This window comes from Spirosoma aureum (assembly GCF_011604685.1).
Classification (GTDB): Bacteria; Bacteroidota; Bacteroidia; order Cytophagales; family Spirosomataceae; genus Spirosoma; species Spirosoma aureum.
In genome coordinates this window covers 2,415,052-2,428,701 of the sequence record NZ_CP050063.1, presented here as the reverse complement: position 1 = coordinate 2,428,701, position 13,650 = coordinate 2,415,052, and the positions used below count along the sequence as shown (strand labels likewise).

Below are 13,650 nucleotides of genomic sequence, written 5' to 3'. Positions count from 1 at the left end.
TTCATTTATCATTTAACCTCTATGAGCACATAGGGCTTAAGCGTTGTTGCCCGTGTGTCATAATTCAGGAAATCGGCGGTTAGCTGGCTGATGTGAAAATAAGGAAAAATCGCTACCCGACGAACACGAAAACCGCGTATTTCCAGCGAATCAGCATACGTATTTGTAGTAAAAACCTGCACCGCCCGATGGCTGCTCATTTGTCGTAATACTGAGTCTTCGCGAATGTATTGCGTTGGTGCATGGGCGTAAAATTCATACGACCACGAGCTTTCGCCAAACGTACCGGGGCCGTAAAGTGCCGTTGGCCGCTTGGCAAGCAGCGGCTGTTCATTAACGAACCGGGCAGCGGTCAAACCAGCCTCATATTGCATAAAGGTTGGATACAGAAACAGGTTGAGTACACCAGCCAATACCAGCATTGCTCCCACCATCCGACCCATTAAGGACAACATCGTCGTTTGCCGAAACAGGGTGATTGTCGCCAACGTGATGATAATTACCCAACTAAGCGCGATGCCGAGTTTAGCGGGTTTTACAACAAACAACACGGCCACGATCAGTACGACTAACAACAACCCAATAATTGACTGTGCGACCGTCCACCTACGAAGGTTAACCGGATTCAGACTCACCAGAAACTGAGCGGTCAGAATGGCATAGAACGGAAAAACAATATTCAGATAATGCGGAAGCTGAAAGCCCGATAACGAAAACAGCGCAAAGGTAGCGAGGCTCGACCCCAGTGAAACGTACTCTGGTAAGGGATTCTGCCGCTTTACTAATGCGACCAGTGCTTTTCCAACACCAATGTACAAGGGTAACGACCACGGCAGAAAAGCCCAAAGCAGCGTATGAAGAAAGAAAAATTTGTCGCCCGCGCCCTTAATTGGACCCGTGTTAAAAAAACGCCCGAACTGACTGTCCCAGAAGAAAAATCGAATGCCCGAAACGCCCGTATTCCCAAAAACTACTTTTCCGGGCTGCAGGTCGAATTGTTGATATAAACAATAAATCTCAGGCAACGTAAAAACAAATGATAGCACAACTGCCAGATACCACCTCGGCTTTAATAACTCCCGCCAGTTACCGGTCAAGAGCCAGTGAAGTCCTAAACCTGCACCAATTGGAACGATCACGAAGAGTCCTTTCGTCATCAGGGCGCAACCAGTCAGGAACGACCCAAGTAGCAGATGAAGCCAGTTTTTAGAAAGGTCATTTTTATCCCCCAGAAAGACCCGGTAAAAATGGTAAACTGGCCCGATGATTAGTAGTGTCAGATAAGGCTCAGCCCGCACATCGCTATTCGAAAGTACACCGTGAAAGGCCGTCAATAGAACCAGCACAGCTAGTTGTGCTGTCAATTTTGAATAGGCCAGCCGAACAAATTTATAGGTGTAAATGGCGCTACCCATAAAGAACAAAAGAGCCGGAAATTTATAGGCGAATGTATTAATCCCAAAAATAAGATAGCTCAGGGCCGATACCCAGAAGGGAAAATGCGGCTTATCGAGCCAGTCACGGCCAACGGCATACAGATTAACAAAATCCCCGGTTTGGGCCATTATTTTGGCAATACAGGCATAGAGTGCGCCATCGGGTTCCAGAATTGGCGGAAATAAGCCTGTTGCATTGAGGAATATGCCAGCTACTACCAGGGCATAAAACCAGCGATCGTTGAGAGGTGGGGCAATGTCAGTCATTAGTTGGCATAAAATTATCGCTCAACGGTCAACTTCCAGAAAATGACCATAAATCACGACCAATGACCGCTCAACGACTTTTGGCAACGAAAGTACGTAAGAAAAGCTTAATTCGTCGTTGAAACAGTGCCTGCGTGCAACAAATCGCCAGACTCTTTATCTTTGGTATATGCAAGATGCTAAACTTCTCCTCGTCGACGATGACCCCGACGTGCTGCTGGCTGCCCGGTTGCTGCTGAAACGACATTTCGGCGCGGTGGACATCGAAAAAAATCCCGAAAAACTGCCTTTTCTGCTCAACAATAACCGATACGACGCAATTGTGCTGGACATGAATTTTCAGCGTGATGTTAGCAGTGGCCGTGAGGGATTTGCCTGGCTTGATCGTATTTTAGATATCGATCCGGCCGCTCGGGTAATTTTGTTTACGGCGTATGGCGACGTCGAAATGGCTGTACGGGCCATGAAAGCCGGTGCCATTGATTTTGTGCTCAAACCCTGGCAAAATGATAAGTTTCTGGATACCATCCGCGGGGCAGTTGAAGGGCGAAAGGACGAAAAAGAAGACGGCGAAAAGGGCGCCAAAGACAAACAATCGGCCAAAGTAAATGGGAAACATGCCACCATCATCGGCTCGGCCATGCGTCCGGTTCTGGAAACCGTCGAACGTGTTGCTCCTACTGACGCCAACGTGCTGATTTTGGGAGAGAATGGAACGGGCAAAGATTTAATCGCCCGGGCAATTCACGAACAGTCAGATCGCCGGGACAAACCGTTTATAAGCGTTGATGTAGGTGCGCTGACCGAAAGCCTGTTTGAGAGTGAAGTTTTCGGGCATGTGAAGGGTGCGTTTACCGATGCCCGCGACGATCGGGCTGGTCGGTTCGAAGAAGCGAACGGCGGAACAATTTTTCTGGACGAGATTGGTAATCTTTCTCCTTCTCAACAAGCCCGTTTGTTAACCGTCCTGCAACAGCGGCAGGTAACACGCGTTGGTTCGAACAAGGCCCGGCCAATAGATGTCCGGCTCGTCTGCGCAACGAATGCTGACCTGAATCAACGCGTAGCCGAGCGGCAATTTCGGCAGGATTTGCTTTATCGGATCAACACAATTGAGCTTCATTTACCTCCCCTACGCGAACGTCCGTCGGATATTGGTCTGCTGGCCGAACATTTTCTAAAAAAATATGCCAAGCAATACAATCGATCCGTTTCGGGGCTGAGCCCGGCATTATTGGCTGAAATGAAACAATATCGCTGGCCTGGAAACGTGCGTGAACTACAGCATGCTGTTGAGCGGGCCGTTATTCTGGCCCGTCCTGAACTAACGCAGGGCACTCTCCTGGAACCGGGCAATTTTGTATTCCGAAAAGACGCGTCTACAACAACATCTCCGGTAAACGAAACGCTGCAACTGGAAGACATGGAGCGTCAATTGATTCAACAGGCAATGCAGAAACATCGGGGTAGCATCACGGATGTTGCGCGAGAACTGGGGGTATCCCGTCAGGCGTTGTACAGACGACTGGAGAAATTTGGGCTGTGAGTTATTGCCTGATCTGAATCGGCATTGGTACCGTAATTCAGCCATTGTCAATTCAGGTCAGGCCGTATAGTTACCCTACTATCTACTTTAACCGATCTTTGAGGATAGTCAAAATTTCGATCTGAGTATCTTTCGGAAATTTTATTTCCTCCTGTAGCCCATCTACGTTACTGTCAATTTTGGTATCAAGTTGCTCTAGCCCAAGCTGCACTTCACCTCGAAGGCTTTCAAATTGACTCTGCTGTTGATCGAATCGATGATCAACCTCAACAAATCGATGGTTGATCTGGACAAACTGATGATTTACATCGGCAGTGAGTTGATCAAACCGCTGGTTAACACTAACGGTTAGATTCGCCAGCCCTCTGGCAGTACTATCTGCCTGCTGAACTACTTTTTGCACCTGCGCCTGGGTCTCAGTAGCCAGTTGGAAAATCTGGCCGTTCGACTCAATGAGCCGATCTGTTTTTTGAGCTACGTCGGCTAGTATGGGTTCAATCTGGTCAAGACCGTTCCGCCGATGCGGTTTATCTAGAGTCAAACAAGCAAAACGGTTTCTTTATAAATATACGGAAATACCAGAGTCAACTACAAATACATCATTGCTATTTTACTGGCTAACCGCCCCTAATACACCGAGTTCCAGAGAAATAGCCTCCTGCGCTAGTCTCACTATTTCATCGGGGGTTTGGCCAGCAGGCTCGATACCGGGTAGCACCACCCACGACATCCGCGAAAATGAGGTCAATGGAAATACGCCAGTCGGATTGAAAGGACCCGTCCCACGGATAGCAATAGGCACCACGAGCGCATCGGGTGCCCGCTTGAGCAGCATGGCCAATCCACCCGCTACAAAAGGACGCATTTTCCCCGATGATGACCGCGTTCCCTCCGGAAAAATAACCGCAGAATGTTTCGTTTGCTGAATATGCTTACCCAAGCGGGCAATCTCAACGATGGCTTGTTTCGGATCGTTACGATCGATCAGTGCCGCTCCGCTTTTACGCAGGTTATAGGACACACCCGGTATTCCATGAGCCAGCTCAATTTTGGAAACAAAAATGGGGGTATGACGACGCAGAAACCAGATAATCGGTGAAATATCGAACATACTCTGGTGGTTGGCCACAAAAATAATCGGACGATCAGTTGGCAGATTGGGCTGTTGCTGAAACCTGATACTACTACCCGTCAGATACCAGCCATAAGCAATGAACGCATTCATCCAATCGACCACTTTTTTGTGCGCCGGTTTCCCAAATACATGAAACGCAATGACCTGAAGAACGTGAAAAACCACTAAAGTCAATCCGAAGTAGAGCAGGTAAACAGAGCTCAAAAAATAATCCAGAATTTTTTTCATAGCGCCTTTTTGGGCATCGAAATACGCCTATTGCCTTATTTTAGCTCAAAAATAGCAATCCGTCAGGTTTTGTTTGGTAGAAAAAGGCAAAGCACACTAAATCTGTCGTTTGTTTTAAGTGTACCTTGCAAGTTTATTGAATTGATTGATCATCTTCTTTGTTGATTTTACATGATTCTATCGGCCTCTCGTATAGACGTAATGCGTTTCGTCGGCGAAAAAATAAACGCCTTAATTGGGGAGTATCTTAAGCCTATCGAAACAAACTGGCAACCGGCTGACCTGCTGCCCGATTCCGCACAGGAAAATTTTCTGGACGAGGTCAAGCTCCTTCGCGAAAGCACGCGTGAATTATCCTACGATTACGTAGCCGTTCTGGTGGGCGATACCATTACCGAAGAAGCTCTCCCAACCTATGAATCATGGCTGATGGGAATGGAAGGCGTTGACCAAAATAGCCCGCAACACTGGACGCAATGGATTCGGGGCTGGACAGCCGAAGAAAACCGGCACGGTGACCTGCTCAACAAATTCCTGTATCTGTCGGGCCGGGTCAATATGCGGGCCATGGAAGTTTCTACCCAGTATCTTATTGCGGATGGCTTCGACATTGGAACGGGCCGTGACCCTTACCGCAACTTTGTGTATACCTCGTTTCAGGAACTGGCAACCAATGTATCGCACCGTCGAACAGCCACGCTGGCCAAGCAGGCTGGCTGTCCGCAGTTGTCTAAAATATGTGGCGTAATTGCTTCCGACGAAATGCGTCATGCTAAAGCCTATAAGGCATTTGTCGGACAGATTTTTGAGGTCGATCCGTCGGAAATGATGCTGGCATTTGAAGATATGATGCGCAAAAAGATTGTGATGCCTGCTCACTTCCTGCGCGAAACAGGGGTTAAAATTGGCCAGACGTTCAGTCACTTTTCCGATGCAGCTCAGCGGCTTGGGGTATATACAACATACGATTATATCGATATTCTGGATAATTTGCTGGCCGACTGGAACATTGGGGCTATCACGGATCTCGACGATGCTGGTCAACGTGCCCGTGATTACCTGATGGCGCTTCCTAATCGACTGCGCCGGATAGCTGAGCGGACCAAAGTACCTACACTTGAGTACCCGTTCAGTTGGATTGCATAACTCATGGATCGTTTCGCCATAGGCATTGGCTGGCGCATTGTTGTCGTGGTCATTCTGACCGTTGCGCTTACCTATTTTTACCTTCAGGGTAGCAATAGCTTGTTGCTCTTCCCGTTGTTTATTGCCCATTTGGTCATAACCATAAACCTGTATCGATTCGTCACCAGCCTGAATCGTAAACTGACACGGTTTCTGGAATCGGTACGCTATTCTGATTTTGCGGTTGCCTTCAGGGCCGATAGTAATCTCGGCCCTTCTTTCCATGAGCTAAACGATCAGTTCAATGAGGTACTGGACGCATTTCGGCAGGCAAGGGCTGAGAAAGAAGCGAATTTGCACTATGTAAATACCATTGTTCAGCACGTAAGTGTTGGCTTGCTAACGTTCGATGCCGCCGGACAGGTCGAACTGGTTAACCAGACAGCCCTTCGGTTATTGGGTACTTATCGGCTTCGTACGCTCAGCGACCTGAACTCGACTCATGCCGATCTGGTAAACGTACTTAAATCATCAACTGCGTCTTCTACCCCCGTATCGTATCAAACCGGTACGGACGGGGAATTGTCGGTACGCTGTACGGTCGTTCGATTACGGGGGCGGTTAGTGACCGTGGCATCCCTGCAAAACATTCGTTCGGAATTGCAGCAGCGTGAACTTGATGCCTGGCAAAACCTGACCAAAGTACTGCGTCACGAAATCATGAATTCAATTACGCCTATTGTGTCACTGGCAGGCACGATGCGTGATATTGTAGAGACGGATCTGGTCCCTATTGTCGAAGCCGGAATGTCTTCAGAAATCGATACGACTGAACTTCTTTCTTCGTCGTTGTTTGCCTCCTCGGTTACTGACCTTCGGGATGCGCTAACCACAATCGAACAGCGCGGGGCGGGTGTTATGCGGTTTGTGGATGCCTATCGGCATTTTACAACGATTCCTCAACCAAGTTTTGCTGAAGTTCCTGTGGATCAGCTCATGAAGCACGTTGTTCAGCTTACACAGGCCAACAATCAGAAACAACCGGTCAAAATCACAACGAAAACTACGTTGCCCAATCTGGCCATCCGCGCCGATATTGATCAGATTGAAATGGTTCTCATCAATTTGCTCAAAAATGCCGTAGAAAGCTTAGACAAAACACCTAATCCAACGATTCATCTGGAGGCTATGGCCGATGGGCCCCGCGTGATCATCAGCGTGGCCGACAATGGCCCAGGTATTGAACCGGAAGCACTGGAGCAGATTTTTATTCCGTTCTATACAACGAAAAAAACGGGATCGGGTATTGGTTTAAGTCTATCCCGTCAAATTATGCAGCTGCACGGTGGTCAATTAACCGCCACGTCGACACCTGGCACTGGCAGCACATTTAATCTGGTATTTTGATCCCTTTGTGTGAACAAATTGCGTTTGTGCTAATCGTTTAAGTTCTTAATCGAACCGATACTCTGACAACAGAAACCCCCTGACTGAAGATAATTCCAGTCAGGGGGTTTCTGTTGTCAGTTACTTTAAATCAATACCCGTCGTTTTGAGGAAACGTGGTTTTGTTATTATACACATCAATTTCAGACTGGGGTACTGGATAGACCGTACGGTACGTGGGCATCGTAATGCCGGTTACTTTTATAGCATCCACAGCCGTTCCTGTTCGAATCAGATCGAACCACCGGTCACTTTCCAGAGCTAGTTCCAATCGCCGTTCATTGATAATGGCTACCCGGAAAGCTTCTTTAGTTGCCAGCTGGGCGGCTGTATAGTTTGCCACACCTGCCCGCGTACGAACCCGATTTAGGGCTTTGAATGCATCACCGTCTGCCTGGTAACCGACCTCATTTAAGGCTTCGGCATAGAGCAGAATCACATCGGCAAAACGCAGCACCGGGAAATCATTACCGACATCGTTTGTCCCAGACAGTTCATCGTAATATTTCCTCGGCACAGCGTTGATACTGGTAGGTACCGGGATCATTACCGTTAGCGGAAGCCGTTTATCACCCGCCGGGTAGGCAGCCCGCAACGACGGCTCAATGGGGTCGCCAATGCTCGTACCAAACCAAGAGCCATGCCCTTCGCCCAATAAACCACCCTTCTTGAATTTTACAGCAAACAAAAGTTCTGCGTTGTTTTTGTTCGTGACCAGAAACACATCGGCAATATTGGGCAGCAACTGATAGGTCGTTCCGTTCACCAGATCCCTCAGGAGAGGCACGGCCAGATCGTATTTCTTTTCCGTGACATACACTTTACCCAGCAAGCCTTTAGCCGAACCAGTTGTTGCCCGGCCAATATCATTACCCGTGTAGCTTACCGGCAAACCAGCCGCTGCGGCTGTCAAATCCTTTTCAATAGCGGCATAAATATCGGCCACTTCGTTGCGTGAAAAGGATCGGGCTTCGGTGGTTGTTCCGGCGGTTAAGACAAGTGGCACTTTACCCCATAACCGCACCAGGTTGAAGTACGACAGAGCCCGAATAAATTGTGCTTCCCCTTTATAACGCGCTTTCAATGTCGCGTCCATCGTTACACCATCGATCTTATCCAGTATCAGGTTGCAACGATTGATACCCGTATACAAACTCCCCCACGTATCACGCAGAACCGTGTTTGTGGTTGGTTCAATGAAACGGTCTATATTGTAACGCAGACCGGAACCAGACGATGGGTCATTATCAAGTACATTATCACCACGTGCTTCAATCAATGTATTGAAGTCGCCACCATACTGGTTGGCACTTTGCAGCGCATCGTAAGCACCATTGACGGCATTCCCAAAGTCGTTTGCCGTTTTGTAGAAGTTGTCTACGTTTGGCTGCGACAAAGGTTTTAGGTCCAGAAAATCCTTCTGGCAAGCCGAAAGGCTAATTAGAGAAATTAAAAGTAAGGTTATCTTTTTCATGGCTATGTCAGAATGAGAGGTTAATACCAACCGATGTTGTGCGGGGTAATGGATAAGTCCCGTAATCTTCACCCGATGAAAGCGCGCTATCAGGACGGCTGTTTACCTCTGGATTAAAGCCAAGGTATTTGGTAAATGTGAATGGATTCTGCGTTGTCACATAGACACGCGCCCGGCTAACATGCAACCGATTCAGTAACGTCGTAGGCAAGGTATACCCCAGCGTAATGGTACGGATTCGCACATACGAACCATCTTCAATATGCCAGGTCGAAATTTCCCCGTTCGAACCCGATGCCAGCCGATTGGCACGGTTAACCAGTCCATTGCCGGGGTTCTCGGGCGATTGCCAGCGGTCCAGCGCACCTTTGAACAGATTACCGTTTCCTTCCATATTGTAGATATACCGACGGATCAGGTTCAGAATTTTATGCCCCTGAACGCCCTGTACAGCTATGCCCAGATCAAATCCAGCATAAGCCAGATTTGTATTAAAGCCGAAGGTATATTTCGGGAAATAGCTACCCGTAACGGCCCGGTCGCTGCTGAAGTCGATTTTACCGTCTTTATTCGTATCGATAAATTTGAAATCGCCGGGGCGGGTCGTGGTCGTATGTGGATACGCATCGATCTCAGCCTGATTTTTAAATACACCATCGTAAACCATGGTGTAGTATTCGCCAATCGGGCGTCCGATTTGGGTGATGAACTGTGCTCCGGCCACACCACCCGCCACAATGATCGGATCACCGGCGGGTCCGAGTGCTTTCACCTTGTTTCGGTTAGCGGCAATGTTGGCACTGGCATCCCAGCGGAACCGACCGAACGTCTGATGTGTACCAAGCGTAAATTCCAGCCCCTGATTATTTACTTTGCCAATGTTCTGCAATTCGGTGCTGAATCCCGAAGCCCGTGGAACCGGCACATTGAGCAGCAGATCAGAGGTATTGGCATTGTAATAATCGACGGTCAGATTCAGCTTATTGCGGAAAAAGCTTACATCGAATCCGACATCAAACATGGCTGTTTTTTCCCATCTCAGCTTAGGATTCGCCGAATTACTGGGTGCCAGCCCACTTACGATTGTTTCAGGCCCAAGAATGTAGTTTGAGTAGCTCAGCAAACTGATCGACCCATAGTTCGGAATCTGGAAATTACCCGTCAGACCATAGCTAGCCCGGAGTTTCAGATCACTCAACCACGTCGCCGATTTCAGGAACGGCTCCTGCGAAACGTTCCAGCCTCCGGAAACCGATGGGAAATAGCCCCAGCGATTATCGCTTCCGAAACGGGAGGACCCATCAGCCCGGACAGCCGCCGACAACAGGTATTTTCCGTTGTAATCATATTGAACGCGACCCAGATATGACAGCAACGACCACTCCTGAACGTCAGAACTACCCGACGACACTTGCCCGGCGTTGAGTGTGTAAACCAAATCGTTCGGATAGTTTGTAGCCGTCAGTTCGTTGGCAACCCGGCGGTCTTTCTGCGACGTGAAACCCGCCAGTGCCGATACGTTATGCGCTCCGAAAGAATGGCTATAGTTCAGGGTATTTTCGACAAGCCAGTCTACAAAGTTCTGCGCCCGCGAGAAACCCGTTGGTACCGATGGACCTTTACGATCCCGGATTTCGAGGGTTGATGGCCGGTAATAGTCGCGCTGAAAGCTATTGATGTCGGTGCCAAGGCTGAGCCGATACGACAGGTCTTTTGTGATGTTGTATTGGGCGTAAACATTTCCCAGGAGTCGCAACTGGCTCATCTTATCACTAACCTGATTGGCAATAGCTACCGGATTCAGGATCGATGTAGCCCCGTATCCCCAGGCATTACCACCCCAGTTATACGAGCCGTCGGCGTTGTAGACCGGGAAGATTGGCGGCATTTGCAAAGCCAGGCCGATTACACCCTCACCCAGGTATGGCCCTTCGGCTTTGATGAGGTCATGGTATCCATAAGTCGGGTTCAGGTTGATTCCAGCCGTTAAACGACCGCTTTTTACTTCAACATTGGCACGCGCACTATAGCGTTTGTAGCCCGAATTAATCACGACACCCCGCTGATTGAGGTAATTACCCGACACATAGAACCGAACATTGTCTTTACCACCCGAAATAGAAAGTGTGTGGTTCTGAATGGTTGCTGACCGGAAAATAGCATCCTGCCAGTCGGTGTTGGTTAGGCCAGGCTGATTAGAGAGGTAAGGCACAATTTCTGGCTGGATTAGCGTACTTGGCGCGCCTACTCCCTTGTTCCGAGTATCGTTAGAATCGGTTATTTTCCCCGTTGGATTTCGGTCGATATAGGCATTATTTTTTGCTTCAGCGCTTAATTGAGCGTACTCATAGGCGTTGATCATATCGATCTTTTTGGACACCTGCTGCACTCCAACGTAGGAATCATAACTAATGACCGTTTTGCCCTCCTTACCCCGTTTAGTAGTCAGCAGCACAACACCATTCGAACCACGCGAACCATAAATAGCAGCCGCAGAGGCATCTTTCAGCACTTCGATACTCTCGATATCGTCGGTATTGACCGTGCTGAGTACGTTAATTGGATTATCAGGGAACTGGGTATTGGTACTGCCAGTGGCATATTTGGTATCGCGCGAAAGCGGAATTCCATCAATTACATACAACGGATCATTACCCGCGCTGATCGATCCCGTACCCCGTACCCGCACAGATAGAGCTGCCCCCGGCGCTCCCGATGTCTGTGTCACCTGCACACCCGCGATTTTAGCAGCCAGTGCCTGATCGAAACTGGCAACGGGCTGATTGGCGAGATCTCTTGCTTTTACGGAGCCAATCGACGTAGTAATGTCGCGTCGGTTCTGCACACCATAACCCACCACAACAACTTCGCTAAGCGCATTATCGGAATTGGTCAACTTTACATCAACGACGCTTCGACTTCCAACCGTAACCTCAGTAGGCTGATACCCGATGAACGAGAATACAAGCACTTTTCCAGTAGCAGGCAGCGAAATCTGATACTGCCCTTTCGCATCGCTCGTTGCTCCGACGTTGGTTCCTTTGACCTGAACTGTAGTTCCGGCCAGTACTTCACCGGTGCCTCCGTCGGTAACGGTTCCGGTAATGATTGTCTGAGCGTAGCCGACCGATGAGGCCAGCACAAGTAGGCTCAATAGCCACCACTGCCGAAGTCTTTTTCGCCCATGGTTGAGTAAATAAATAGTCATAGGAACTAGATTTAGAGGTACATGTATTGACTGAGGATTTGACGAAACAGTCTACCTAAAAAAGAAAAGACACATTCATCAAATCGATGATGCACAATGATACCTACATCTTCCGATTTTCTAATTATAAGGCTAATTCTACCTAGTACAATTCAAATAATATTCTATTTAATCTACCTATACTACCAATTAACTTTCAAAAAAGTAGAAAGGTGTCTATCTGACAATCACTCGGTTATATGCACAATCCCTATCTACACTATATGCTTTTATAAAATCTTATTACTTATAGGTAATCTTCGTACAGCCAGCAAAAATGCGCAAAGGAGGACCGATTTCAGAAGCTCGTAAACAGCCAGTTAGTGATCAACTACTAATGCCCTGTGGTATCGTTTCAAGGGGAACGCCATAATTGATGCGGCCTAACCGCCGGAAAAATCGAATAGTCAGCAATACGGCCGCAATGCTCAGTCCTAATAACAGACCAATCCAGACCCCAATGGCGTCCATATGAAGAGGGAAAGCGAGTAAATAGCTCAACGGTAAAGCTACTATCCAGTATGAAAAGAGCGTAATGACGGTCGGCACATTGACATCCGACAAACCACGCAAACTACCCAACGCTACTACCTGAACTCCATCGGAGAGTTGAAAAAAGCCACCAATAATAACCAGTGAAGCCGCTATCCGCATAACCTCTGGATTATCGCGGATATACAAAGATACAAGCCAGTCATTTGCCGTGAGAAACAGTACGGCCGCCAAACTCATGAAGCTGATTGACAGCATAAAAGCAGCCACGCCCGCGCGAAAAACGCCTTCACGGCTACCTCGTCCGACCGCTGCGCTCACCCGAATAGCCGCGGCTGATGAAATACCCGTAGCCATCATATACGTTACCGACGCCATATTGATGGCAATCTGGTGGGCAGCGAGCCGATCTTCACCCAGCCAGCCAACAATCACGACCGCCAGTGAAAACGTAGCGACCTCAAAGAAAAACGTCAATCCTCCCGGTACGCCTAACGCAAGAATTGTCTTCACTTCCTCGCCAGAGGGTAATCGACGAAACGCCTTTTGTAAATAGGGTTGAAATCGGGCTGATCGAAATATATAGGCCAGCATCGCTCCCGCCATAAACAGCCGGGAGAGTAAGGTAGCCGTTGCCGACCCCATTAATCCTAATTCGGGAAATGGCCCAACTCCCTTGATGAGTACGTAATTGAAGAAGGCATTCAGGGCCAGAGCAGACATGGTTATCGCCATAGCCACACGAGGGTGACGTAATCCGTCGGCGAGTTGCCGGGCTGCCACGAATACCAGCAAAGGGAACAGCGACAGGCTCAGAATCAGCATAAAGTCCCGTGCGAGTCTGGTTACCTCTGCCGTTTGCCCGAAAAGACTAAAGTTGAACGCTAACAAGGCCGATAAGCCTCCAAATACTACGCTGAACAGTATGGCAACCCGCAAACCACCCCTAAATAAACGGTTAATGGCATGTGCATCATGCTGGCTATGCGCTTTCGATACCAAAGCAGCTACTACCGTCAGTCCGCCAACCCCAATACTTGACATCAGGAATGAAAGCGAATTGGCCAGCCCCGCGGCTCCTAATGGCACAGCCCCCAACAGCCGCCCAACAAACAGATTATCCGTAACGCCCATTAACACAACGCCTAACTGGGCAATAATAATAGGAACGCTTAATCGAAATGTATCAGCGAATTCGGGACGATAGATACCTGGCAGAGGGCGTAGAGCAGCAACCATGGGGAGGAGAGCAAT

At 48.6% G+C, this 13,650-nt stretch carries 9 protein-coding genes; 3 read left to right on the top strand and 6 right to left on the bottom strand.

What is annotated here, in order from left to right:
* Nucleotides 1-8: 8 nt before the first annotated feature.
* Complete coding sequence (locus G8759_RS09680) at nucleotides 9-1,703, bottom strand: ArnT family glycosyltransferase (RefSeq protein WP_167207406.1); 1,695 nt, start codon at nucleotides 1,701-1,703, stop codon at nucleotides 9-11.
* A gap of 169 nt (nucleotides 1,704-1,872) precedes the next feature.
* Between G8759_RS09680 and G8759_RS09675 the strand changes: the two genes are divergently transcribed.
* Complete coding sequence (locus tag G8759_RS09675; protein WP_167207404.1) at nucleotides 1,873-3,249, top strand: sigma-54-dependent transcriptional regulator; 1,377 nt, start codon at nucleotides 1,873-1,875, stop codon at nucleotides 3,247-3,249.
* Nucleotides 3,250-3,331: 82 nt separating this feature from the next.
* Here the strand turns inward: G8759_RS09675 and G8759_RS35665 are convergent, their stop codons facing one another.
* Together G8759_RS35665 and G8759_RS09665 are read right to left on the bottom strand one after the other, a co-directional pair.
* A complete protein-coding gene (locus tag G8759_RS35665) occupies nucleotides 3,332-3,790 on the bottom strand; it encodes a hypothetical protein (RefSeq protein WP_197933115.1) in 459 nt (152 codons plus the stop codon).
* Between the two features lie 69 nt (nucleotides 3,791-3,859).
* Nucleotides 3,860-4,612, bottom strand: coding sequence for a lysophospholipid acyltransferase family protein (locus G8759_RS09665; RefSeq protein ID WP_167207402.1), 753 nt, complete (start codon nucleotides 4,610-4,612; stop codon nucleotides 3,860-3,862).
* A 201-nt stretch (nucleotides 4,613-4,813) separates the two neighbouring features.
* Here G8759_RS09665 and G8759_RS09660 point away from each other — a divergent pair, with 201 nt between their 5' ends.
* Complete coding sequence (locus G8759_RS09660) at nucleotides 4,814-5,758, top strand: acyl-ACP desaturase (RefSeq protein WP_167207400.1); 945 nt, start codon at nucleotides 4,814-4,816, stop codon at nucleotides 5,756-5,758.
* A 3-nt stretch (nucleotides 5,759-5,761) separates the two neighbouring features.
* A complete protein-coding gene (locus G8759_RS09655) occupies nucleotides 5,762-7,144 on the top strand; it encodes a sensor histidine kinase (RefSeq protein ID WP_167207398.1) in 1,383 nt (460 codons plus the stop codon).
* 130 nt (nucleotides 7,145-7,274) lie between these two features.
* Here G8759_RS09655 and G8759_RS09650 read toward each other — a convergent pair whose 3' ends face one another.
* The 3 genes from G8759_RS09650 to G8759_RS09640 form a co-directional block, all read right to left on the bottom strand.
* Nucleotides 7,275-8,657: a RagB/SusD family nutrient uptake outer membrane protein gene (locus G8759_RS09650; RefSeq protein ID WP_167207396.1), complete on the bottom strand. Its 1,383-nt coding sequence runs from the start codon at nucleotides 8,655-8,657 to the stop codon at nucleotides 7,275-7,277.
* A 7-nt stretch (nucleotides 8,658-8,664) separates the two neighbouring features.
* Nucleotides 8,665-11,865: a SusC/RagA family TonB-linked outer membrane protein gene (locus tag G8759_RS09645; protein ID WP_167207394.1), complete on the bottom strand. Its 3,201-nt coding sequence runs from the start codon at nucleotides 11,863-11,865 to the stop codon at nucleotides 8,665-8,667.
* A gap of 366 nt (nucleotides 11,866-12,231) precedes the next feature.
* The gene (locus G8759_RS09640) at nucleotides 12,232-13,635 is read right to left on the bottom strand and encodes an MATE family efflux transporter (protein WP_167207392.1); all 1,404 of its coding nucleotides are present in this window, start codon (nucleotides 13,633-13,635) and stop codon (nucleotides 12,232-12,234) included.
* Nucleotides 13,636-13,650: the final 15 nt, after the last annotated feature.

Excerpts from the sequence above, each read along its gene's own strand:
- G8759_RS09680 (WP_167207406.1), bottom strand. The coding sequence starts at position 1,703 with ATGACTGACATTGCCCCACCTCTCAACGATCGCTGGTTTTATGCCCTG.
- G8759_RS09675 (WP_167207404.1), top strand. The coding sequence starts at position 1,873 with ATGCAAGATGCTAAACTTCTCCTCGTCGACGATGACCCCGACGTGCTG.
- G8759_RS09665 (WP_167207402.1), bottom strand. The coding sequence starts at position 4,612 with ATGAAAAAAATTCTGGATTATTTTTTGAGCTCTGTTTACCTGCTCTAC.
- G8759_RS09660 (WP_167207400.1), top strand. The coding sequence starts at position 4,814 with ATGCGTTTCGTCGGCGAAAAAATAAACGCCTTAATTGGGGAGTATCTT.
- G8759_RS09655 (WP_167207398.1), top strand. The coding sequence starts at position 5,762 with ATGGATCGTTTCGCCATAGGCATTGGCTGGCGCATTGTTGTCGTGGTC.
- G8759_RS09650 (WP_167207396.1), bottom strand. The coding sequence starts at position 8,657 with ATGAAAAAGATAACCTTACTTTTAATTTCTCTAATTAGCCTTTCGGCT.
- G8759_RS09645 (WP_167207394.1), bottom strand. The coding sequence starts at position 11,865 with ATGACTATTTATTTACTCAACCATGGGCGAAAAAGACTTCGGCAGTGG.
- G8759_RS09640 (WP_167207392.1), bottom strand. The coding sequence starts at position 13,635 with ATGGTTGCTGCTCTACGCCCTCTGCCAGGTATCTATCGTCCCGAATTC.